Origin of the sequence: Enterococcus sp. 1001283B150225_161107_E12 (genome assembly GCF_015556925.1) — a bacterium.
Taxonomy (GTDB): domain Bacteria; phylum Bacillota; class Bacilli; order Lactobacillales; family Enterococcaceae; genus Enterococcus_B; species Enterococcus_B mundtii.
The window spans coordinates 17,849-41,013 of sequence record NZ_JADNNI010000022.1 but is presented as its reverse complement, the minus strand read 5'-3'; the positions used below and the strand labels follow the sequence as shown (position 1 = coordinate 41,013).

The 23,165-nt window shown below is 37.6% G+C and carries 21 protein-coding genes; 16 read left to right on the top strand and 5 right to left on the bottom strand.

Annotation, left to right across the window (positions count from 1 at the left end):
* Positions 1-13: 13 nt before the first annotated feature.
* From I2F89_RS14030 to I2F89_RS13985, 11 genes are read left to right on the top strand one after another with little or no spacing between them, the layout of a single operon-like run.
* The gene (locus I2F89_RS14030) at positions 14-289 is read left to right on the top strand and encodes a type VII secretion protein, YukD family (RefSeq protein ID WP_142433077.1); all 276 of its coding nucleotides are present in this window, start codon (positions 14-16) and stop codon (positions 287-289) included.
* A complete protein-coding gene (gene essB, locus I2F89_RS14025) occupies positions 286-1,458 on the top strand; it encodes a type VII secretion protein EssB (RefSeq protein ID WP_086335481.1) in 1,173 nt (390 codons plus the stop codon). The genes I2F89_RS14030 and essB overlap by 4 nt, the downstream gene beginning before the upstream one ends.
* Complete coding sequence (gene essC / locus I2F89_RS14020) at positions 1,445-5,854, top strand: type VII secretion protein EssC (RefSeq protein ID WP_195514537.1); 4,410 nt, start codon at positions 1,445-1,447, stop codon at positions 5,852-5,854. The genes essB and essC overlap by 14 nt, the downstream gene beginning before the upstream one ends.
* A complete protein-coding gene (locus I2F89_RS14015) occupies positions 5,851-6,252 on the top strand; it encodes a DUF4176 domain-containing protein (protein WP_074801458.1) in 402 nt (133 codons plus the stop codon). The genes essC and I2F89_RS14015 overlap by 4 nt, the downstream gene beginning before the upstream one ends.
* 11 nt (positions 6,253-6,263) lie before the next feature.
* Positions 6,264-6,518 (top strand): hypothetical protein, encoded by a 255-nt coding sequence (locus I2F89_RS14010; protein ID WP_195514536.1) that lies wholly within the window; start codon positions 6,264-6,266, stop codon positions 6,516-6,518.
* Between the two features lie 9 nt (positions 6,519-6,527).
* On the top strand, positions 6,528-6,857 hold the full coding sequence (locus tag I2F89_RS14005) for a hypothetical protein (protein ID WP_195514535.1): 330 nt from the start codon (positions 6,528-6,530) through the stop codon (positions 6,855-6,857).
* A gap of 11 nt (positions 6,858-6,868) precedes the next feature.
* Positions 6,869-7,066: a hypothetical protein gene (locus tag I2F89_RS15720; protein ID WP_324250215.1), complete on the top strand. Its 198-nt coding sequence runs from the start codon at positions 6,869-6,871 to the stop codon at positions 7,064-7,066.
* A complete protein-coding gene (locus I2F89_RS14000) occupies positions 7,063-8,472 on the top strand; it encodes a hypothetical protein (RefSeq protein WP_324250214.1) in 1,410 nt (469 codons plus the stop codon). Before I2F89_RS15720 ends, I2F89_RS14000 begins: the two co-directional genes overlap by 4 nt.
* A 5-nt stretch (positions 8,473-8,477) precedes the next feature.
* Complete coding sequence (locus I2F89_RS13995) at positions 8,478-9,386, top strand: hypothetical protein (RefSeq protein ID WP_195514534.1); 909 nt, start codon at positions 8,478-8,480, stop codon at positions 9,384-9,386.
* A 35-nt stretch (positions 9,387-9,421) separates the two neighbouring features.
* Positions 9,422-10,315, top strand: a complete 894-nt coding sequence (locus I2F89_RS13990) for a DUF4176 domain-containing protein (RefSeq protein ID WP_195514533.1) — start codon at positions 9,422-9,424, stop codon at positions 10,313-10,315.
* Positions 10,308-10,640, top strand: coding sequence for a DUF4176 domain-containing protein (locus I2F89_RS13985; RefSeq protein WP_071866518.1), 333 nt, complete (start codon positions 10,308-10,310; stop codon positions 10,638-10,640). Before I2F89_RS13990 ends, I2F89_RS13985 begins: the two co-directional genes overlap by 8 nt.
* A gap of 174 nt (positions 10,641-10,814) precedes the next feature.
* Here the strand turns inward: I2F89_RS13985 and I2F89_RS13980 are convergent, their stop codons facing one another.
* Positions 10,815-12,422 (bottom strand): SWIM zinc finger family protein, encoded by a 1,608-nt coding sequence (locus I2F89_RS13980; RefSeq protein ID WP_195514532.1) that lies wholly within the window; start codon positions 12,420-12,422, stop codon positions 10,815-10,817.
* Between the two features lie 172 nt (positions 12,423-12,594).
* Positions 12,595-13,062 (bottom strand): Rrf2 family transcriptional regulator, encoded by a 468-nt coding sequence (locus I2F89_RS13975; protein ID WP_195514531.1) that lies wholly within the window; start codon positions 13,060-13,062, stop codon positions 12,595-12,597.
* Between the two features lie 121 nt (positions 13,063-13,183).
* Here I2F89_RS13975 and I2F89_RS13970 point away from each other — a divergent pair, with 121 nt between their 5' ends.
* Together I2F89_RS13970 and I2F89_RS13965 are read left to right on the top strand one after the other, a co-directional pair.
* Complete coding sequence (locus tag I2F89_RS13970) at positions 13,184-14,029, top strand: SDR family oxidoreductase (protein WP_195514530.1); 846 nt, start codon at positions 13,184-13,186, stop codon at positions 14,027-14,029.
* Positions 14,030-14,359: 330 nt separating this feature from the next.
* Positions 14,360-15,520 carry a glycoside hydrolase family 73 protein gene (locus I2F89_RS13965; RefSeq protein ID WP_195514529.1) on the top strand — a complete coding sequence of 387 codons (1,161 nt, stop codon included), beginning with the start codon at positions 14,360-14,362 and terminating at the stop codon, positions 15,518-15,520.
* A gap of 68 nt (positions 15,521-15,588) precedes the next feature.
* Here I2F89_RS13965 and I2F89_RS13960 read toward each other — a convergent pair whose 3' ends face one another.
* A complete protein-coding gene (locus I2F89_RS13960) occupies positions 15,589-19,077 on the bottom strand; it encodes a glucosaminidase domain-containing protein (protein WP_195514528.1) in 3,489 nt (1,162 codons plus the stop codon).
* A 221-nt stretch (positions 19,078-19,298) separates the two neighbouring features.
* On the opposite strand from I2F89_RS13960, the gene I2F89_RS13955 reads away from it, so the two are divergent.
* Together I2F89_RS13955 and I2F89_RS13950 are read left to right on the top strand one after the other, a co-directional pair.
* Positions 19,299-19,739 carry a DUF2798 domain-containing protein gene (locus I2F89_RS13955; protein WP_195514527.1) on the top strand — a complete coding sequence of 147 codons (441 nt, stop codon included), beginning with the start codon at positions 19,299-19,301 and terminating at the stop codon, positions 19,737-19,739.
* A gap of 84 nt (positions 19,740-19,823) precedes the next feature.
* Positions 19,824-20,132: a hypothetical protein gene (locus I2F89_RS13950; protein WP_071866561.1), complete on the top strand. Its 309-nt coding sequence runs from the start codon at positions 19,824-19,826 to the stop codon at positions 20,130-20,132.
* A 175-nt stretch (positions 20,133-20,307) separates the two neighbouring features.
* Here the strand turns inward: I2F89_RS13950 and I2F89_RS13945 are convergent, their stop codons facing one another.
* Positions 20,308-21,555, bottom strand: a complete 1,248-nt coding sequence (locus I2F89_RS13945) for a glutamate-5-semialdehyde dehydrogenase (protein ID WP_195514526.1) — start codon at positions 21,553-21,555, stop codon at positions 20,308-20,310.
* Positions 21,555-22,358, bottom strand: coding sequence for a glutamate 5-kinase (proB, locus tag I2F89_RS13940; protein ID WP_195514525.1), 804 nt, complete (start codon positions 22,356-22,358; stop codon positions 21,555-21,557). The genes I2F89_RS13945 and proB overlap by 1 nt, the downstream gene beginning before the upstream one ends.
* Positions 22,359-22,572: 214 nt before the next feature.
* Here proB and I2F89_RS13935 point away from each other — a divergent pair, with 214 nt between their 5' ends.
* Positions 22,573-23,100, top strand: coding sequence for a dUTP diphosphatase (locus I2F89_RS13935; RefSeq protein ID WP_010734058.1), 528 nt, complete (start codon positions 22,573-22,575; stop codon positions 23,098-23,100).
* Positions 23,101-23,165: the final 65 nt, after the last annotated feature.

Genomic DNA, 23,165 nt, shown 5'->3' with positions numbered 1-23,165 from the left:
AGGACTGTTGTAGTTGGAAAAAAATCAAGCAATTGGGATAAGTTTACAAGTCAAAGAAGAAATCATTGACTTACAGATCCCAATCCAAGTAACGATTACACGATTAAAAGAATTATTAAAGGAATCTTTCATACAAAATGGTTCGTCCTTGCCAGATGCGTTCGACTTAGTGGTATTAAATAAACCGATCCGCTTAAAGGAAGAGGCATATGTGGCAGATTATCCATTAAGTGAAGGCGATCATTTACTGATCCATGAATCTCAACAAAAATCGGAGGAACGAACGTGACCCACATAAAAGATATTTCTGAAACGATCATGATTGAGACATCAACTGATGCTGTCAAAGTGACACTGAATGCTAAGCAATACCAACTCGATCGTTTAGAACAGTATCAACTATTCTTAACACAGAAAAAGCACTTACTCTCTGGACAGATCGTAGAATCTTCAGAGGAAAAACTCGTCATTCAATACCAGAAAAGTAAACAAATCTATTCTTTGCAAGAGTACCTTAAACGAACAGAACTTTTTCAACGATTATTACTTGCACAAAAAATCAATTTCTTATCCGAGTTTTTGAGTAGCCCAATCCAGCCTTTCATCCATCCAGCCAATCTATTTCTATTTGGAGAAGAAATCATCATAGCACATAGAGGGTTTGCGCATTCAATTATTCCTTATGAAATAACCGAAGAAGAATTTTTGAAGCAATATCGTGCATTGATCCTGACAATTTTACATCCTAAGTTCGATTATGAGCAACTGATTGAAGGAAATGGCACATTGAAGGACGAGTTTTCTAAACGAATCCAAAGAGCAAACAGTGTCGCAGAAATCGACCGCATGATTGGCGAACAAGTCGTACAGCAGAAAACGAAACGTGCATCAGAAATTCAAATGGTGAACAAAAAAAGCTATTTTATGTTTAAGTGGGGCACGCTTTTATTAAGCATTTCAACAATAGGTTTAGCGCTTACGACAGGCATCTATGCGTTTGATAAACTTCCCGCACAAGAACGGATCAGTTCTGCTGAAACGCAATATATTGCTAATAATTACGCTGGTGTTTTAACCACATTAAAAGATGATAAACCCGAAGATCTCCCTTCTGGCGCTCAATATGTTGCTGCAGTCAGCGCTGTACAGCTGGATAATTTGTCGAATGAGCAAAAGACAGCGATCTTAAATAATATTTCCCAAAAATCAAATGAGAATACGTTGCTTTACTGGATCTATATCGGACGGGGAAATTTTGATCGATCACTAGATATCGCACAAAACCTCGGCGATCATCAATACATTTTACATGCCTATACCAAACTATACGACGCGACGCGAGCAAACAACAAAATGAGTGGTCAGAAGAAGCAAGAGTTATTAACGAGTTATGAGGAAGAAATCAATAAGTACTTAGAAATCTTAGAAAGCGAGACGGATAGTAATGAAGCAAACTAAGCCAATTTCAATAACTGATCAAATCCAACATTCCGTTTCAGTTCTTTATGACCTTTTTTACTTTGGTTCGACGTTTATTCATAAACAAATAACAGAAAAAAACAATCAAGTAATACTGGACAATCAAACGCTTTACTGTGAAGACGGACAGCTTTTTTGTGGAGGAGAAGTAGTCAAGGATGAAAAGTTTCTCCTCGTTCATCATGAAAATTTGAAAACGGTGATCGTCAATAAGCCAAGGGAAAGCGTCTATCTATCAAATGCACAAGATTCGGCAATCCGTATTGATTCGGATGCCTTGATTTTTATTAATCGTAATAGTACTGATGACTATCAAGTAAAAATCTATCCTAGTAAAGCCAAGATTTATTACAATCACCAACGTGTAGAAAAAGGTGTATTTCCATTTTCTGTAGGCGATCAATTGATCATTGATTATCTCATGATTGAGATGCGCGAGAAACAATTAAAGATCTCAGATTTAAAAAATCAGCTACAGTTGGACCCTTGGCAGTTGCTCGAAGAACCCTACATTCCCGAGTATCCAGAAAATTTTCCAGCATTTAGGCGTAGTCCAAGAATCCATTTAAAAGAGCCAAAAGAAAAAATTGAGATCCAATCACCTAAGCAGAAATCTAATGAAGGAAAGAATGAGTGGTTGAAAACCATCGTTCCACCGTTAGGTATGGTTGTTTTGAGCGGTGCTACAAGTTTTTTGAGCGGAGGCAATCCAGTTATGTTGATCAGTATGGGAGGCGCTAGTTTACTTACAACCGGTTTTTCTGTATCGAGTTATTTTACAAACAAAAAAGAAATCAACAGAAAAAATCATATGAGAGAAGAGCATTTCCGTCAGTATATGATCAAAAAAAAGTCAGAGCTTACTGTCTTACAGCAAACACAAAAAACAGCATTAGAATATATGAATCCCGCACTGAATGAATTAGCATTGATGGCTAAAGATTATCATGCGAGGATTTATGAACGTATGACAGTGAACGAAGATTTTTTGACTGTCCGCTTAGGAATCGGCGAAATCAATGCTAGTTTTCAAACAAACTTCCAGCCGGTAGAAGAGGATGAACTGAGTAATGAAGCGTTTGAGCATCTTAATAGCCCCTACAAACAACTTGGAGATGCCCCGATCATCGTTTCACTTTTGGAACAGACGGTTGGCTTAGCAGGAACACCTAGTATTTTGCGAACAGCATTACAACTCCTATTATTTCAGTTATGTGTGTTGCATTCTTATCGAGACGTCGAATTCATTACACTGATCCCGTCGGAAGAGTACGAACAACATTGGCGAGAATGGCGTTGGTTACCTCATAATAAAATCCGTTCTTTAAATCTAAGAGGAATGGTGCATACCCCCCAAAGTCGAGACATGATCTTGAATTCTTTTTATCAAATAGTGGCAAAAAGAAAACAACAAGTACGTGAAGCGGGTAATGAAAAGGTACACTTTCAGCCACAGTATGTTTTTTCGATTTTGGATGAAAGTTGGTTGGCAGGTCATGGATTGAACGAGTTTTTAGCCGAAAATTTAGGAGACTATGGCATTACGGTCATTTGGGGAAAAGAAACGTTGAATATGTTGCCAGAAACAACGACTACTTTAATTGAATATCAAAGCAATGAGGCAGCAACGTTGATCAATCAGAACAATGAATATGTGAACCAGCGTTTTATTCCCAATCATTTGCCGACAACCTATCCAATCGAAAAAGCCATTCGGCGTTTGGCGAATCTCCATCATGTGGAAGTAGAGAAAAATGCGGTACCTGACAGCTTGAGTCTATTGGAACAATATGAGGTCAAGACAGTTGAAGAACTAGCGATTTCAAATCGCTGGGCTACTGCTGAACCTAATAAATCGATTCGCTCATTAATCGGTTGGCGTGGAAAAAAAGATTTGGTTTATTGGGATCTACATGAACGAGTCCATGGACCACACGCCTTAGTTGGTGGTACGACTGGTTCAGGGAAATCTGAATTTTTAACGACTTATTTGATCGGCTTAGCAATCAATTTTTCGCCCGAAGATATCGGTATGTTGATTATTGACTGGAAAGGTGGCGGAATAGCCAATACCTTAGATCATTTGCCCCATTTTATGGGTGCAATCACTAATTTGGATGGTGCTAGAACTGCGCGAGCCTTAGCAAGCATCAAAGCAGAGCTAGCGAAACGTCAAAGAGAGTTTGCCAAATATGGCGTAAATAATATCAACGGCTACATGACCTTGTATAAACAAAGAAAGACTCCAAAACCAGACGTTGTTTATCCGCAAAAACCTTTGCCTCATTTGATTTTAGTTTCGGATGAATTTGCGGAGCTTAAAGCCAATGTTCCAGAATTCTTAGATGAGCTCACTTCTGTTGCCCGAATCGGACGTTCATTAGGTGTCCATTTGATTTTAGCCACCCAAAAACCTTCTGGGGTAGTCAATGATCAGATCGAAGCCAATAGTACGAGTAAAATTGCCTTGAAAATGGCGAGTGTCCAAGACTCGAATGAGTTACTCAAAACGCCAGATGCCGCACAAATCACGAATCCTGGACGAGGCTATTTGAAAGTTGGCGAAAATGAGGTGTATGAATTATTTCAAAGTGGTTATGCGGGGGTTCCATATGATCCAGAACAATTGATCGAAGAAGTGATCGATGAACGGGTATTCAAAATCAATGAATTGGGCCAGTTAGAATTGCTTTATGATCCAGATATCGAAATCATTCAAGGAAAAGATACACGAGATTTGCCAACACAATTAGAAGCAGTGATTGATAAGATCAAGACAACCTTTGCCGATTCTACCTACAAATTGCCGGATAAGCCGTGGCTACCGAACTTAGATAAGCAGATTATGACGCCAAAAATAAAACAGTCAGAAGTTCGTAATCTAGCTATCCCATTTGGTTGTTTAGATATTCCTTCTGAACAAAAACAAATGAATTATACCTTCAATCTCGAAGAAGCGAGTCACACATTGATCGTAGCTAGTCCAGGCTATGGGAAGTCAACAGTGTTGCAAACCCTTGTAATGAACCTTGCCCGTCAAAATACTCCTGCAACGATACAGTTTCATTTAATCGATTTTGGGAATAATGGCTTATTAGTACTCAAGGAATTACCCCATATTGCGGATATAGCGACTTTGGAAGAAGATGAAAAACTGCAAAAAATGCTTGATCGCATCGAAAAATTATTGGCAGAGCGCAAAAATTTGTTCAAGCAAGCTGGTGTCGCGAATCTAACGCAATACGAAACAAGAACAAGAGAAAAATTGCCGATCTTAGGAATCATTCTTGATAGTTATGATGGCCTGAGCTTGGAAGATAAGCGCAAAGATAGAATCGACGAAGTGCTTCTTCAATTACTAAGAGATGGGGCCAGTTTGGGTATCTTTCTTGTGATGACCACGAATCGTGCAGGAAGTATTCGGACGAACATGATGAGCAATATTGCCACTAAGATCACGCTATATTTAAACGATGAAAATGAAATAAACATGGTCATGGGCAGAAATGCTTTGTCACCTGAAGCAATCAATGGGCGCGGACAAGTCTTACTTTCTACGCCAACTACCATTCAGTTTTATCTGCCGATTAATGGGAAAAATGATGCTGAATTACTCCAAAATCTGGAAGAAGAAATTATAGAAATCAATCAAGCTTGGACAGGCGAACGCCCAGATAAAATTCCAATGGTACCAGAAAACCTAACGCAAAAAAGTTTTGCTTCTTACCTTGAACAAGACGACCACACACTGTATTTGGGATTAAACAAAGCCACTTCTTCAGTAGAATCATTCGACTTGTTCCAGCGCATGAGATTAGGGATCTTTTTCAAATCCAATAAGCAACTTCGTGCGATGATGCCTTGGCTGCTTCAACAAATTTGTCAAGAAAGACAAGAAGAAGTGGTGTTGATCGATGCAAATGGAACACTCGAACCAGCAAAGCCGAAAGTTTCACTATACTTGGACCGTTCATGCCTCACGGAAGAACCAACAGCTCTAAAAACGGCTCTAGAAGCTCTCTTAACAAATGAAACTGGCAAGAGGATCATCATTATCAATGGTATTGCAGACTTGATCGATAAATTAACATTGAACCCTGAGGAAGTTACCGCTCTGCTAAGTGGCGGAAACGACCATTTACAATTTGTTTTTCTCGATCATATGACGAAAGTGGGCAATACCTTTGGCGGAATCACTATGTTCGTAAAAGAAAATATCGACTATATTTTATTTGGTGGAAGCTTACAAAATCAATTATTTATTGAAAATCTTTCTTATCAAGAAAAAAACGCAATAGTTGCTAAAAACGTCCTACACAGTTTCAAGGATGAACAATTGGAAGCTTTGGTGTTTCCTACGGAGGAAGAAGCATGAGAGAAGAAATGATCACACCGTTTTTGCCACTAGGCAGTATCTTAAGACTGGTAGGGACAGAGGATGACCAACTGCTCTATTTTGTTGTTGCTCGTGCCATCGCCAAAAATGAAGAAGAAAAAGTGATATCGAGATATCGAGTAGCCCCCCATCCGTTTGGCGATGTGCCAAGCCAAGAAGTCTTTTCTATCCATGCGGATCAAATCACAGAAGTGTTATTCGAAGGCTTCCAAAACCAAGCTGATGAAGAATTTTTAGACGATTTGTTAAGACAAGTTAAGGATGCGCCAACTAGACCACTACTCGTGCAAGAGGAGCAACCTGTACCGATTGTAGAAACCATAAAAATTAATGAAGAAGAGAGATTAAAAGAAGACCCATTCTATCAATTCAGATAAGGAGAAAATAGATGACGAAAATCGCTTCTCAGGAATCAACTGCAACAGCAGCCGTATCAGGAATAAAAAATGTTTCTGTTAGTAGCAGCAAAACAAGTTCTTTAAGCAAGAGCACGATCAGCAGTATGAAAACAGGCGTAGAGGTCAGTAACAACCTACTCACCGATATTTCAAATCTAGTTACTTGTGTCAATGAACAGGCAAACAAATTTCCCCAGCTTGCTCAAGCAATCGCAGTCAGAGACAGTCAAACAAGATTCAAGTAAGGAGTCAGTATGGAAAAGGAAGAGTTGCTCGCTGAATATGATCGTAAAATCAGCAACAATGAACAACGATTGGAGCGTCTGAGTAAAGAAAAACAGCAGTTAAAACAATGTATGCATTATTTAGAGATGGATATGCGAAAAAGCTTTCGAGAAATCCAACAATTCACAGAAGAATTAGTATCTCAAGGAAGCCAAGTTGCTCGTTGGGAGCAAAATGAGAATGAAGGGAAATCAACTTACTTCACGCAGTTGGTAGAAACCCAACAGCATCAACTAGATCAAGAATACTTAAAAGGTTTGATAAAACTTGAAGAAGAACGTACGGAACTTCAGAAATAAAGGAATAAACGATGGGACTAATCTATTCAGCCACAGAGTCTTCTAATTTAATGAGCAATCTGACCACTAATTTATCGCTTACTCGTACAACGATCACCCAACTACGAACAGGTAGTCAACAGGTAGTCAACAAGTTGTTCAAGCGGTTGATGGCAAAAAACTCTCCGGAGCTGCTTATCAAGCTGGAAAAGGGCTGTTTTCTGAGTTGATCATTCCTACGATCAATCGGGTAAACACTGCAGTACAAGGGATTCAGTCAGACTTGAATCTTTACTCTTCCGCACATCAAATGATTGCCAGTGAAGGATACTTGGACGAAGAGAATTTAAGCGGACAGATTCGTGCCAAAACATTCGCTAAACAATCGATCGATAACCACGCGCAGACGATTAGGCAGATCGCCAATACAAGCATATTACCAGGTATTACAGAAATGCTCAGTGATTTTCATCGAAACTTGATGCGAATGGCGGACAGCCTGCAAGAAGATATCTACAAGTTGCAACGCAAACAACAAAAACTTCATGCCTTTAACTCCCAAACCAGTGGACTGTTCAATAACAGTCTGCTGGAATTGAAACTCGCCATGCAAAGCGTATTAGTCTTGAATCAAACAACCATCAAGACAGACGGTAGTTATGTATTGCCGAAAGGAGTGGATGGGAGTTGGTTTGAGAAGTACAAACCAAACGGACAAGCATTGTTAGAAGAATCTTCAAACAATGCTTACTTAGAACTGTATGCGGAGATCGAAAAATTGGTCCAACCCCTGAAAGATGGGAAAACCGATACAATCAGACGACTTGAAATGTTGCTCAGCAATTATCCTGATGCATTGGTAAACAAGTTGGCATCCAACGATGAATTTTTGATGCTTGCTAAGCATCTACCATCAGGTATGAAAAATAAATTATTTAGCGGTCTTGCAAAATATGAAATGTTCGGTAAAGCTGTTGCTCAAGGAAAGTGGATTCCTAAAATCGATACGATAGGCAAGGCATATCAACATTTCACTAAATTTACGTCCCCTGTAAAAACCTACGTCAGCGAAGCCTTGAAGAAATCTCAATTTGTGCAAGGAGCAAAAAATTGGGGTGTTGCCAAAGGATTAGGAACGGCAGGACAAGTAGCTACTTACGCGCAATTAGGAGTCACTTTCGCCGCCAATGCTGTGAATGAATATGGAAAAACAGGAAGTGTTGGCAAAGGAATAATAGGTGGTGGAATAGAGATGGTGAAGAGTATTGGACCGTTAGAGGGAATGACGATTGGTAGTGCAATAGGAGGGGCTATTGGTACCGCAATTCCTATTCCGTTTTTGGGAACAGTTTCGGGAGCTGTAGGAGGTGCACTAATTGGTGGAGCTATAGGTGGAATAAACAAGTTAGTGCAATTTGTTAAACCAGATATCTATGATAGTGCAAAAGATGGAGCTTATAGTTTGCACGATAAGGCGTCTGAAGCTATAAGTGATGTCACAAAAAAGATGGGGAAATCAGTGACACAAAATATAAGCACAGTAAAACGTGTGTTCAGTAATATTCAGGTAGTGGGAAAATCAATAGGAAAGGTGCTATCTTCAGTAAAACTATTAGAGGTTAGCGTTAATGGATAAAAATAATGAAGCAGCTATTCAATGCAACATTCGAGGAAAGTTTAAATTTATGTGATGATACATTTGTTACTTTTATGAATAAAGATGTTAATCAATTGCCGGATCCAACAGGCGGTAAGGTAGTTGCTAGAGTGATAGGAGTACTATTGCTTGTCTTTTTAATCGGAATCAATTATTTGATCGCCGTAATATCCACGAAAATTAGTAAAGGAGAACTAGGACCCAGTACAGTTCCTACACCAGAGATCAATTTTTTACCAATGTGGTCGTTTTATTTATTATTTTGTATCTGGCTAATTTTAGTTTTCATTTTTAGGGATAGAGGGGAGTATTACCTTACAAGAATAAGAGGTCAATTCAACTTAAACTTATATATCATTTGGTTAGTGATAGAGATGAATCTTTTATTCATAACTGTATTTTTTAAACCCCTTACCATTTTAGGTATGTTGTTCGTGCTAGGCTCAATCGGGCTAGTAGGCTATGTCGTGTTTAGGAGTAAAAAACGTACGATTGAATATGTGTTATATGAAGTTGAGAGAAAAAAAGACAGGGTAGATATACTGGTAGATAACGTAATGAAATTAGCAATGAAATATGGCTGGATGGTTGTGATTATCGTCATGATATGGAAGTTCGTATTTCCAAATAGTGATGAAGTACGAACAGATTTTGTTGGATTCATAGGTATGTTAGGTATGTGGATAGCTATGGATATTGCAATAATTTTTGCAGAAGCCTATCTATATTTCCCCTATCTATTACAGGGGTATTATAAGCAAAAATACACAGAACAATACCGCAATTGGGAAAAGAAGAGTCAGCTAGAATGGTACGGAGAGAAGCATTTTAATAAGCACATCAAAGGAACTGATAGAGAAGAAACAACAAAAACACAAGGAGTAGATATTTAAAAATTAGAAGAGATTAACTCTAATTGGTGAAGAATATGAAAAAATTATTCAATGCGACGTTTGAACAAAGCTTAAACTTGTTGGATGATCGTTTAGTCGATTATATGATAAAAGATACTGAAAAAAGAGGATTATATAATGGGAAAAAGCGTTTTTTATTAATATCTATATCAATAATTTTAATAATGGTACAATATGGTTTTGTTAAATTTACTGAATTAGGGATGAAAGATCCTGATAGAAATAGCCTTGTTCCTGAACCAGATATAAATTTTTTGACAGAAAGTTTTTTTTGGATATTTCTTTTTATGTATTTATTTATCTGGTTATATACAAGATATAAAAATAAGAATAATAGTAGTACAAGAATTTTTATTACAATGAACACCTGTAACAATTACCTTATTTGGTTAATACTGACAGTAAATTTATTTTTTATTACTATGTTTCTGAAACTATTAACTTCTATTGGGATGATAATCGTTTTGATTTTATTAACCATAGTAGGTTATATCGTTATTAGAAGTAAATGTAATTCCTTAAATATAAAAATGCTTAATATAAAAGATAAAGAAAAAAATAAAGTCGATGATTTTATAGAAAAAATCATTCAAATGGTACTGAATTACGGCTGGATAGTGGTCATAATAGTTATAATTTGGAATTTTATTTTTCCAGATGGAGATACACCTCGAACAGATATGGTAGGTTTTATAAATATTTTAGCGATGTGGTTAGCGTTTGATATAGGATTTATCATCGCCGAAGCCTATCTATTCTTCCCGTATCTATTACACGGTTATTATAAACACAAATATTCAGAAGAATACCGTAATTTAGAAGGGAAAACACAATTAGAATGGTACGGTGAGAAATATTTTAACAAACATATCAAAGGAACTGACAAGGAGGAAATATATAATGAATGAGGGGAAAAAGTTATTACCATTAGGAAGTGTCGTGTTGCTTGAGGAAGGGTTACAAAAATTAGTCATCGTTGGAAGAGGTGCTGTATATACAGATCAACAGTCGAAAAAAGATACGTTTGCAGACTATATGGCAGTGCTTTACCCCTCAGGATTAAATCCTGAAACAACGATTTTTTTTGATCATGGAAATATCGATAAAGTTGTTTTTGAAGGATATAGTGATGAAGAAGAAGTGAGATTTTTAGATATCTATAGCAAGTGGGAGACTGACGTGAAGCAAGCAACCAGTAAACCAGCCCAATCAATTCCGGTTGGATTTGATTGACAGATGAATCGGCATGTTATTTAAAAGTGGTTGAAATGCTTTTTCTTTTTTAGGAAAATATAGGAAATCAACGAATTTATTTATAAGCGTCTATACAAAAAGCCGAATCAACAAGCAATGCTGTTGATTCGGCTTTTCGAAATAATGACTGTGAATAGGGTCGCTATCGCTAGATTATTTATATGTTTTTTCTAACTTTTTTAGTTCTTCTAGCATTGCTTTTCTGCGCGGGTACTTTTCTTTTAGTTCTTTGATCAGTAATTGAACAGAGATCGTGCTACTAGGGAGGGTGGCCATTTCGGCGATCAGCAAAGCCATTTTATGATACCGTAAACGTGTAGTCGTCTCAGCAGCCATCCGGCGTAATTCATATTCATATTTTTGAAGGAGTGCTTCTGGGAACTGCTTTCTTAAGAAAGAAAAATAGCGGCTGGCTTCTTCCAGTCCAGGTGACTTGAGAACATAATCCAACAATAGATCGTATCGTCTTTCTTTCGAATAGAACAATCCAACGTCTGTACGATACTTTAATTTTTCAAATAAGTTTTCTCGTACTTCTTCCCACTGATCAATCGAATATGTTTTTTTCAATTGATGAATCAAATTCATATCGACGGTCTCTCCTTCTAATAGGAGATGTAAAATTTGTTCCGCATAAAGCTCTTTTTTTCCTAACTTATGATAGAGGTTTTTTAATGCATAGCGATGCAAGGTGACCATATCAGAAGAGTGTTGATCTAATACAATACTTTCATTCAAAACAGTAATTGCTTCTTCATAAGCTCTCTTTTGCATCAGATAGTCGATATATTGTGAACGTATAGTTGGAGATTGCCAGCTTTCACGTGCACGTTGATGAATTTGGTTGTCTGTATAATTCAAATTTTCCATTTGGCGAATGGATAGAAGTCGTTTGTTTTTATAGTTGAAGTGTCCGCCATTTTCAGATGTTTGATCAAGTTTTTGCTGATCCTGATCAAAGTACTGTTCGGGGAATTCTTCATGTAAAATTTGTTGGATATAAAAGCTAGATTGGCCTGCACTACTTATTTTGGTCGAAAGTTTAGAATATATTCGTTGTTTTTCTGGCTCGGATGCATGTCTCAGTAACTTTTTCCATAGAGAATAACAGTGATGCATGATAAGACTGATATCATTTTCTACATTATGTACTTTTGATAAATCAAAGTGTTCCACTATTCTGTTCATTAATTCGAATGCATGAAGGATTTGCTTTTTTTCGATTGATGTATCAATAAGACTGTTTAAAAATTCAGACAGTTCTTTATTGATGTTTTGAAGTGTACGATCATGAATGTTGCTCCCAGAATAATGGGTATGTTTTTCTAAAATAGCAATCATTTTATCGTAATCGTCAATATTTTTGATTGCAGTATGTTCTTGGAATCGTTGAGTTAGTTCTTGATTCTCTTTTAAAATATTTAATAGAAAGTCTTGAATATCTTGTTCATTTGCATAAGAGATCAACTTGACCAGTTCATTTGCTTTTTCCTGCTCTTTTTCTTGTTCATGTTTGAACAAGGTAGCTACGACATGAGGACAATGACCTGTGTCTTCGTGGGAGCAACTGCAAGACAGACCATAGAATTGGTCGTCATCTGTTAACTGGACAAGTACGTCATACTCCTTGTTGTTTTCTTCTGTGACTTTTGCGATGATTTTTTCTTTTGTAAACAAATATCCATGAACACGTTTTTCAATAAACAATTCATAGCCATGATCTAAATCAGATTCCCAAAAACCGTTTTTCCAATCTTTCATAATATTTCCTCCTTTAGTTATCTTCATAGTTTAATTTTACCGAATAAATAAAAAGAAAACAGCAATTTTTTTCCAGTACGAAGATTATTTAATCTATTATAAAAGTAATAATAATATAAAACTGTTATTTTAATTTTTAGATAACTAAAAGTAACTCCGATTTACTTAAAAACTAAAGGAATTTTTCCACGAGTGGCTGATTTTCTGGACGTTTCTCTTTTTCTGATAATGCAATCTGTTTAATGAGTCCATCTAAAGTGATTACTGCCATTTCTTCTTCCACTTTTTTTTGTAATTGAGAATAAGTTGCAGCTAAGACTTCTTGGATATTAGCGCCTACCACGCAATTCGGATTTGTTTTTGGGTCTACTTGGATCAAATTCGTGTTACCTTCAATACTTTGATAAATTTCCAATAAATTGATATTTTCGGGAGCTTTCGCAAGTACGGGTGTTGGTTTCCCACTTGTTGTATGGATAAGGTCTGCTTTTTTTAATTGACTCATGATTTTTCGAACATTTGTTGGATTCGTTTCAATGCTACTTGCAATCATGTCACTTGAAAGTAAATCAGTTCCTTGAAATATGTGGATATAAGCTAGGATATGAATTGCATCGCTTAATTGTAGAGAATATTTCATTAAAATCCATCCTTTCAACTTGATTTCTTGACTTATCTTAGCATACTCTTTATGATAATGGTGTATTTTAAAAATGTACAGCTATGTGAACAAAAATAATTAATCAATAGGGAGTGGGAATATGACTTATTTAGTAACAGGAGCAACTGGAGGATTTGGACGCTACGCTTTAGAAGAATTAAAGAAACTGGTTCCTTTGGAGGAAATCTATGTCCTTGCTCGTAATGAAGAAAAAGCCCAGAAATTAATTGAAGCAGGTCTTCAAGTTCGCATCGGTGATTATGCTGATCGCGAGACGATGGTACAGGCGCTACAAGGAATCGATCGTCTATTATTTGTATCAGGTGTACCGGGAAACCGACAAGCTGAACATCAACATGTTGTAGAAGCAGCAAAACAAACAGGGGTTTCTTTCATTGCCTATACTAGTTTTGCGGATGCAGATCATTCGACTAGTATCTTGGCTCCAGACCATCAATTTACAGAAAAAATCATCAAAGAATCTGGTATCAAACATACCTTTTTAAGAAATAACTGGTACCTAGAAAATGAGATGCCATTGATTGAAGTAGCATTGAAAACTGGTCAGTTTGTTTATGCAGCTGGCGAAGGCAAGACCGGTTGGGCGTTAAAGAGAGAGTATGCAGAAGTAGCTGCAAAAGTATTAGCAGGAATGGATTATCCTGAGGTCTTAGAATTATCTGGAAAACCAATCACCTATCAAGCCTTGGCAGAACAAGTTGCTAGAGTAAGCGGGAAATCTTTAGAAATCCTTTCGTTGGATGCAGATGAATTCACAGCTAAACTAACAACGTCGGGATTTTCTCAAGGTGGTGCAGAAATGACGACTGCAATCCAAAATGATATTCGCAACAATCAGTTAGATGTAACTTCTGATGATTTTGAAAAAGTATTAGGTCGCAAATTGACTTCGATAGAAGATGGGTTAAGGGAGTTAGGTATCTAAATTAAGGACTAGTTTTTTCTACCAAATTTAATAGGAATGTTACTCTTAGAGCGCGCGTTTGGGTTTGGAAATAGCAGATGTATTTCTAAACTATGCCGGCAAGCCTCTAAGAGTTTTTTATTTTTTGATTTGAGCCAATAATCATCGACTTCAAAAATAGAAAGTTACAAAATGACATAAAGACTCCTCTAAATCTTAAGAATTTATATACTGAAAAATGTTGAAATCTATGTATAATTAAAAAGTGTATGATGTTTAATGAAAGTGTTTATTTCTGTTATCATATGCAACACATTAAATTATTTTATTTTTAAGAATAAAGGAGAAGTAATGAAAGCAAAAAATTTATTATTTAGTGCAATTGTTCTGAGTAGTCTTGTGACTACCAACCTTACTGTACTTGCAGAAGAAGTAGGAACAAATAATTCTGTTGAAACCACTGTTTCGACACAAGCAGATGACGTGACAGAACAGCCTACGGAAAATGTGGAAAAAACTGAATCTGTTACGAATCCTCTAACTAATGGAGAGGAACTAACCCACACACACCAAGCTGATTTATCACAATTTGAAAATCCTGGCATAGCAGCATTTTCAGCACGTTCATCTTCTAATGCACAACAAGCATTTATTGACAGTATTGCCGCAAGTGCGCAAACATTAGCAAATGCAAATGACCTATACGCTTCAGTGATGATCGCACAAGCAATTGTTGAAAGCGGCTGGGGTAAAAGCACGTTAGCTTCGGCACCTAACTACAACTTGTTTGGAATTAAAGGAAGCTATAACGGACAATCTGTCACAATGCCGACGTCTGAATATATCAATGGACAATGGGTCACAGTGAACGCTGCGTTTCGTAAATATCCATCTTATGCAGAATCTTTACAAGATAATGTAACAGTTTTAAAAACAACTTCGTTCCAATCTGGTGTGTATTATTATTCAGGTGCATGGAAAAGTAACACTTCTTCCTATAAAGACGCCACAGCATGGTTAACGGGGCGTTATGCAACAGCTCCAAACTATGGTTCAACATTGAATAATATAATTGAAACCTACAATCTGACACAGTATGATACACCCAATGCGAATACTTCACCAATGTATCGCCTATATAATAAAAGTACAGGACAACATTTGTACACATTAAATGCGGGAGAGAAAAACTATTTATCAACAGTTGGTTGGAAATACGAAGGAATTGCATGGCAAGCACCAAATAGTGGTCAACCGGTGTATCGTCTGTATAATCCAAATAATGGGGATCATCATTATACAATGGCTCAGTCAGAAATCAACTTCCTTACACCACTAGGCTGGAGATATGAAGGGCTAAGTTTTTATTCTGGAGGTTCTAAACCAATTTATCGACTATTTAACCCAAATGAAACTATAGGGACGCACCATTATACATTAAGTTCAGTAGAAAGAGATTCTTTGACACCACTAGGCTGGAGATATGAAGGAATTGGTTTTTACGCAAATTAATCAATAAAAAATATCTACCTGGCATTGTTTGACAGTGCCAAGTAGATATTTTTTTGTAAAAATCAAGATCAATCAAACTGATCCAAACGCCAACGTTCAATGATGTTGTTTAATTTTGTTCCATAAGTTGGATCAGTTGCATATGTCCCAGTTAAAGCTTGGGTGGCATCTCGATAAGAACGTGTATTAACTTTCCAAGTTCCACGATAGCGAACAGGATCCCAAGGTACGCCGTATTTCAATTTCACAGCGTTGTCGACGAAAGATTCATCGGTACTTTGATAGACACGGAATTTCGAATTAACAGGTATAGTGATACCATTGATAACTTCATTTGAGACATGCCAAACGTAATCATATTTCCCTTCATCTTCCCCATCCTTGAACTTCATTCCAAAGAAATTGTTCGCATTGCGTGCCAAGAAGCTAGTGCCATAGCCAGTCTCTAGAATTGCTTGAGCAAGCATGACAGAAGTGTACAATCCGTATGCTGGAGCAACTCGATTTGCACTTTGTGTAATAGAATTGACAAATCTTCCTTCTGGTGTTGAAGTGTCAATTTGACCTAATATGGTCAATTGATTTGCTTGGTAACCCGCTGGTTTTCGATCATTTTCTACAATTGCGACTTCAATTGCTTCGACAGGTAAATTCATTCCAACTGATCCTGCTTTTTGACCATTTGAAGCCCAACCTAACCATCCTCGTGAACGGACGAATGAACGATAGTAAATATCGTATTTTTCAGATAATTCACCTGTTAGTTGAAAAGAGAAGGCCTGGAGTGCACGACTATGTCCGACCGAACCTGATATTGCTCCATTCTCAACAGGATTTGTCCATCCATTTGATGAAATATGTGAATCATATCTAATTCCACCAGAGTAATCACTTTGTTCTAATTGTGCACGAATTGCTTCAAATTGACGCCCTTGATTCGAATGATTGATTGAATTACTTAGACCATTGCGATTGACCCAACCAATACCAGAGACATGACCATCAAAGGAAACCTTAGGTGGTGCAATTCGAAAGGCACGAGCAGTTTCACCTGGGGGAGCTTGCCCTTTTTCGACTAGTTTTATTTGTAAGCCCTCTGCGCGATATGAGTAACCTTGCGTGCCAGCTGATTCTCCATTTTTTGCCCAGTCTAACCAGCCGAAGTGTTGGGAATGGACACGGTAATAAATATCATAGTGGTGACTGATATCACCGGTCAAATTAATTCGGACAGCTTGTAATGCTAAGCTTTGTCCAACGGTCCCTGAAGTTTGCCCTTCCTGAATCCATGAAGTTTCCCAACCACGATGTGCCAGGTGAGATTGGTAAACGATACCACCTTCATGACTGTTTTCCGTTAATTTTAATTGAAGTGCCTGTAAGCTAAGTCCTTGTCCGACCGTTCCAACTTGTGTCTCGGCTGTTTGTTCTGGTAGCCATCCTCTAGAAGCTACGTGAGCGTTTGCTAAGACAGAAGGGGCTTTTTCGACATAAGAGTCACCCGTTGGTGGCCCAATTTGCTCTTTGGGTAGTAGACGTATTTCAATTGCTTCAATACGATAACCGTACCCCAATGTACCAGCACTATTTCCATTTTCTGCCCAAGGTAACCAGCCTAGATTTTGAGCATGGATTCGGTAATAAATATTGTAATGTGTTGCAAGTTCGTCTGTCAGTCGTATCCTGATCCCTTCAATCTGACGACCTTGTCCTTCTGTTCCCGATATCCCTCCATTTGATACCCAATTTTGCCAACCATGATTTTCAATATAGGAAGTATATTCGATTGATCCAGAAAAGGCAGAAGAGAGATGGACACGTAACGCTTCAATACGTAACCCTTGTCCTTCTGTTCCAGAAATTTCCCCATTCGAAGATTCAGGAAGCCAACCTTGCCCGCGTACATGTGTGGAATAATTTATAGATGCTCTTTGGACGTAAGAATCTCCAAGTTCAGGACCTTGTTGGGAGCGGCTAATTAATTGAACTTCGATGGCTTCGATTCGGAAACCAAAACTGGATGTTCCAGAAGGATTTCCATTTTTTGCCCAAGGTAGCCAACCAAGTTTTTGAACATGAACTCGGTAATAAAGGTTATAATTTTCAGCCAATTCTCCTGTGAGTCGCATATTGATTCCTTCTATTTGAAGACCTTGACCCTCCGTTCCTGATATTGCACCATTTGATACCCAGTCTTGCCAGCCAGTTCCTTCAACATAGGAACTATACTCAATCGAGCCAGAAAGCGAGGAAGTAAGATTGGCACGTATTGCTTCAATGCGTAGCCCTTGTCCTTCTGTTCCAGACAACTCACCATTTTTTGAGGTGGGCATCCATCCATGTCCACGTACATGTGTTGAGTAACTAATTGAAGTTTCTGTTCTTCTTTCGCTAGGTGAATGATTTGTATCATTAACACTACTACTCGAAGGTACATTAGGTGTAATATTTTCTGTTTCAGTTTTGTCTGGGTCACCTTGTCCTAATTTGTTGAAGTCATTCTGATCAACATACCCCACCACAACATTGTCATGGGATATTTTATAAAATAAACGGTTATTGATTTGTATTTGTTGATTTACTTCATAAAGTGTTTCAAGATTAGCTTGCATTGCAGATTTTTCAAGCCATGCATCATCTAAAGTGGAATAAATTTTTGCATGATTTTCTGTTACTTTTCCTTTTTCAGAAAGGTTTATTATTTTAGAAGCATGATAAGTTAAATTTTCTGCAAAAATCCAACCGGACTGGGTAGCGCTTTCGACAAAAAAGAATATTTCCTGATTGGATAATACGATTTTTCGAGTCAAAAGAATGTTTCCAGAGAATACTTTTCCATTAGGTTGCTGATTAAATGTATCAGTTAGTGATTTTTGGTGCACACTCCCATATTGATCAGTTAAATCTTCTATTTCTCGAATAGTGATTTTTTCTGTAATTTGTGGATAATACTCTTGAATCAAAGCAAATAAACTATCTTCATTGATTGATAAAGCTGGATCAATTGAAAGAATATCTTTGAGGTTCTCGAGTGAGAGTTGATAGGTTTTAAACTGTTGTGCAAGATAATAAGCTAAAGTTTGTTTGGTTTGTGAGGCATCTCCAGTGTAGACAGCTAACTGGATCGTGGATGAATCAGTAGTTCGGGGGTTAGGGACTTGAACATCCGTGGAATTGATTTCATAGATTGTGTTTCCACCAATGTAGCTGTGTGTTGTTTTTTTGTTTTCCTCATCTTCAATAAATGTTTGTTGAATGGCTTCAGTTGCTGATAAGTTGATTCTTTTCGGTTTACTAATCCCATCCTTATAGCTCTCACCTATTAATTTGGGCGTTCCTATTATAGTTGGTGTGTCAGTACTGGGTGGGGGTATCTCTTCATTTGTGCTTGAAATGGTAGTTGGAGATATTACATTCGTTGTTTTTTCGTCGGTGAGTGAACTTGAAGTGGTCTCGGTTTGCTGATTATTGGTTGTTACTGTTTCTGCTAAAGCAATACATGGCGACAATGATGCGTTTAATAACATTATCGATGCAAGCAATATCCTTACTTTCATCAAATATCCTCCTAATTATAATCTTTTCTTTATTTGATTGATAAGAAAATGTTATTTTTGTTTCGGTGTTACTAATATTATTCTATCGTAAATTTAATTATTTTCCAATATATTTTCTAAATTAAGTCAAGAAATGTAGCTCAATATAAAAAAATAAAATAAAAACTTACGAAAAATTTTCATTTATGCTATGCTGTTTTTCATGAAAAGGAGTGATTGAAGTGCCAACAAACAAAAAAGAAGGAATTATTTTTACAACGATGATGTGTTTTCTGATGGTTTTAGGGATGAGTATCTATAATCTATGGTTACATAATGCGTTGCATGTATCAAACTTATTCATAGGCCTTATACCAGGATTTATCGTGGCATTTATCTTAGATGTTTTTATCGTAGGAGTAGTCGCAAAAAAGATTGCTTTCAAATTACCTATAAATAAACAAAATAAAATGCAAATGATCCTCACGATTTCATGCCTCATGGTTTTAGGTATGGTGACATGTATGTCATTATTCGGTATTGTTATTGAACAAGGGATTCCAGAACAATTTCTTTCTGCCTATCTTACAGCTTGGAAAATGAATGTGATCATGGCGTTGCCGTTACAATTATTATTTGTCGGTCCAGTTTCACGTGCAGTTTTGGCGACGATCCAAAAATAAATAAAGAAGTCTCTATGTTGTCGCTAGCAACTTTCTGGGAGATAAGCTAAAATGCAAGCAAGACATAAATGTGAGGCTTAGATGATGATCGAAGAATATTTTAAAGAGGTAGGCTTGACGATGGTCGAACTACCTGTTGAATGGGTAGATGAACAGTTGATTTATCGAGGGTTGATCAAGGAGCTTCCGACGATCAATGCGGAGGCTAATTCAAGGGCAAAAATGCAGCAACAATTAGCAGAGACCTACCGAATCTATCGTGAACAACTTCTTCTTGAATCAGAAGAGGAAAAAGAAACTACCACGAATCTGACGAGTGAACAATTATTGCGCTATTATGATGGAGAAACGTTTGATGGCTTTTCTTTATTTGATCAATTACCGGAAGAATAGTCTATCAAGGGAGAATGTGCTAGTAGTGTTCACTATTTAGCAATAAGACGACATCCACGAAATTTGTTTTCAAATTTTTGTGAATGTCGTCTTATTTTTTAATAAAGAATATTCTGGTTTTTACGTAACTTTATTATGAAAGACAACTCGCACATAAAATGTTTCCCGTGAAACATTATTTACGAATTTGTCCATCTCCATAGATGATGTATTTCGTCGTTGTTAACTCATTTAGCCCCATTGGACCTCTAGCATGAAGTTTTTGTGTAGAAATACCGATTTCTGCACCGAAGCCAAATACTGAACCATCCGTGAAGCGAGTGGAAGCATTGACGTAAACAGCAGCTGCATCAACTTCATTTAAAAAGCGTTGGCTTGCTGTGTAACTGTCCGTCACGATAGCTTCGGAATGTTGTGTATTGTGACGGTTGATATGTTCGATTGCTTCGTCCAAAGAATCAACGATCTTAACTGCTAAAATATAATCCAAATATTCTGTATCCCAATCAGTTTCGTCTGCTAAGGTTGCGGTCTCTAAATAATCCAACGCGCGAGCATCTGCATGTAGAGAGACACCGTGTTCAACCAGTGCTTGCTCAATAGATGGCAAGAAGAAAGGCGCGATCTCTGAATGGATCAGCAAAGTCTCGGCAGCGTTACAGACAGAAGGGCGAGATGTTTTGGCGTTCACAATGATATCCACTGCCATGGCTAATTGTGCTTCTTTATCGATATAGATATGGTTGTTGCCGGTGCCTGTTTCAATGATTGGGACAGTGGCTTGCTCTTTCACACGTTTGATCAACGAAGCGCCACCTCGAGGGATCAATACGTCTAAATAATCTGTTAAACGCATCAATTCCGCAGCGGTCTCATGAGAGGTATCATCCACGAATTGGATCGCGTAAGGCGAAACTTCAGCATTTCCCAATGTTTCTTGAAGTAATTCAACCAACAGTTGATTGGAATGGAAGGCTTCTTTTCCACCACGTAAAATCACTGCATTTCCTGATTTAAATGCGAGACTTGCCGCATCAGTTGTTACATTCGGACGTGATTCGTAGATCATGCCGATGACACCTAGAGGGACACGTTTCTTGCCAATCAATAAACCATCTTCGTTTTGCCACATGTGATCGACTTTTCCGATTGGGTCGTCTAGTTGCGCCACTTTAATGATTTCTTCCGCCATTGTATGGATGCGTTCTGGTGTTAGCCGTAAACGATCTTGCATTGTTTCGCTAATATTATTTTCTGTCGCTTGATCTAAGTCTTTTTGATTGGCTTCAAGAATGGCTAGTTGATTTCTCTTGATTGTTTGTGCCATTTGCAACAATAAGTCATTTTTTTGTTTAGTCGGCATCAAAGCAAGTTCGCGTGCGCCTTTTTTTGCTTGTTTCCCAAGTTGGATAAGATCAGTCATTATAAAACCTCCTTAAATAATGTTCCGATTTCTTTTCCAGCTAAAATATCAAAAATGATTGCTGGATTTTTTCCATTTGCTAAGATCATTGGGCGATTTGCTTCAAAGATCCTTAAAGCTGCTTTTAGTTTGCTTGCCATCCCACCAGTTCCGTAGGTGCTACCAGCACCACCTGCTTGGGCCATCAGTTTATCATCGATTGCGGTAACTGTTTGATACATTTCAGCGTCAGGATTGATGGTTGGATTATCCGAATAAAAACCGTCGATATCTGAAAGAATGATGAGTAGATCAGCGGCAATCAGTTTGGTAACGATCGCAGATAACTGATCGTTGTCGCCAAATTTGGTGGAGTGATCTAATTCATCAACTGCGACGGTGTCATTTTCATTGACGATCGGAATGGTTCTCATTGCTAGTAGCTGTTCTAACGTATTGACAACATTTTTTCGGCTTTCAGGGTAATCGATAACATCTCGCGTCACTAAGATTTGGGCAGTTTGTTGACCATACGCACTGAACCGTTGATTATAGATATTCATCAATTCAGCTTGTCCAATTGCTGCAATCGCCTGTTGTTCTGGGATCGTATTAGGACGCTTTGCTAAATTCATCTTGTGCATCCCAACACCTACTGCACCGGAAGAGACTAAGACGATTTCTTTGCCTTGATTACGAAGGTCAGAGAGAACAAAAGCGAGTTGATCAATCGCGCCCAAATTGATGTTGCCATTTGGATAGATCAACGTACTTGTTCCTACTTTTATAATGATTCGTTTTGCTTCTATTATTTCTTTTCGCATGGAGCACCTCAACTAATCTTTTTTACACAGAAATGATTTTGCTCTATTCTACTTGTTTTCAATCATAAAGTCATGTTTTAATAAACTTTTTTTCAAAAAATCAATAAATTTGTTTCTTAAGCAGAGAAAGGAATTTCATGAAGAATTCGTTAACTTTGGGTATTCAGTCGCTTGGTATGTTAAAATAGAACTAGTTTACTCTGGGAGGGATTCGGTGAATAAAAGAGGTTTTGAAGTAATTACACGTTATCAGGATCAACAGATCCAATTGCCGCAAAGAGCGACTCATCACGCTGCCGGTTATGATTTTGAAGCAGCAGAAGATGTGGTGATTCCAAGTGTTTGGAAAGCCGGGTTCAAGCAAGGACTAACAGCTGTATCAGATGCGCTGATCTCTGAAATGTCAGCAGAGGAAAAGAAAATCAAACCCGTTTTAGTGCCTACAGGAATCAAAGCGTATATGGGTGAGGATGAATTCTTACAATTAGCCAATCGTTCAAGCAATCCATTAAAACGTTTTTTGATTTTGACGAATGGTGTCGGCGTGATCGACAGTGACTATTATAATAACGAAGCAAATGAAGGGCATATCATGTTCCAATTCACGAATTTTGGTTTCAAAGATGTAGTGATCAAAAAAGGGGAAAGAATTGGGCAAGGAATCTTCCTACCGTTCTTAAAAGCGGACCAAGATCAAACCGCTAATGCTCGTCAAGGTGGATTTGGTTCATCCAACCAATAAGCAAAGTAGATTTAAGTTATCTTTAACTCAAGAAAAGTAAAATGAAAGACAGGTGGTACACCGAA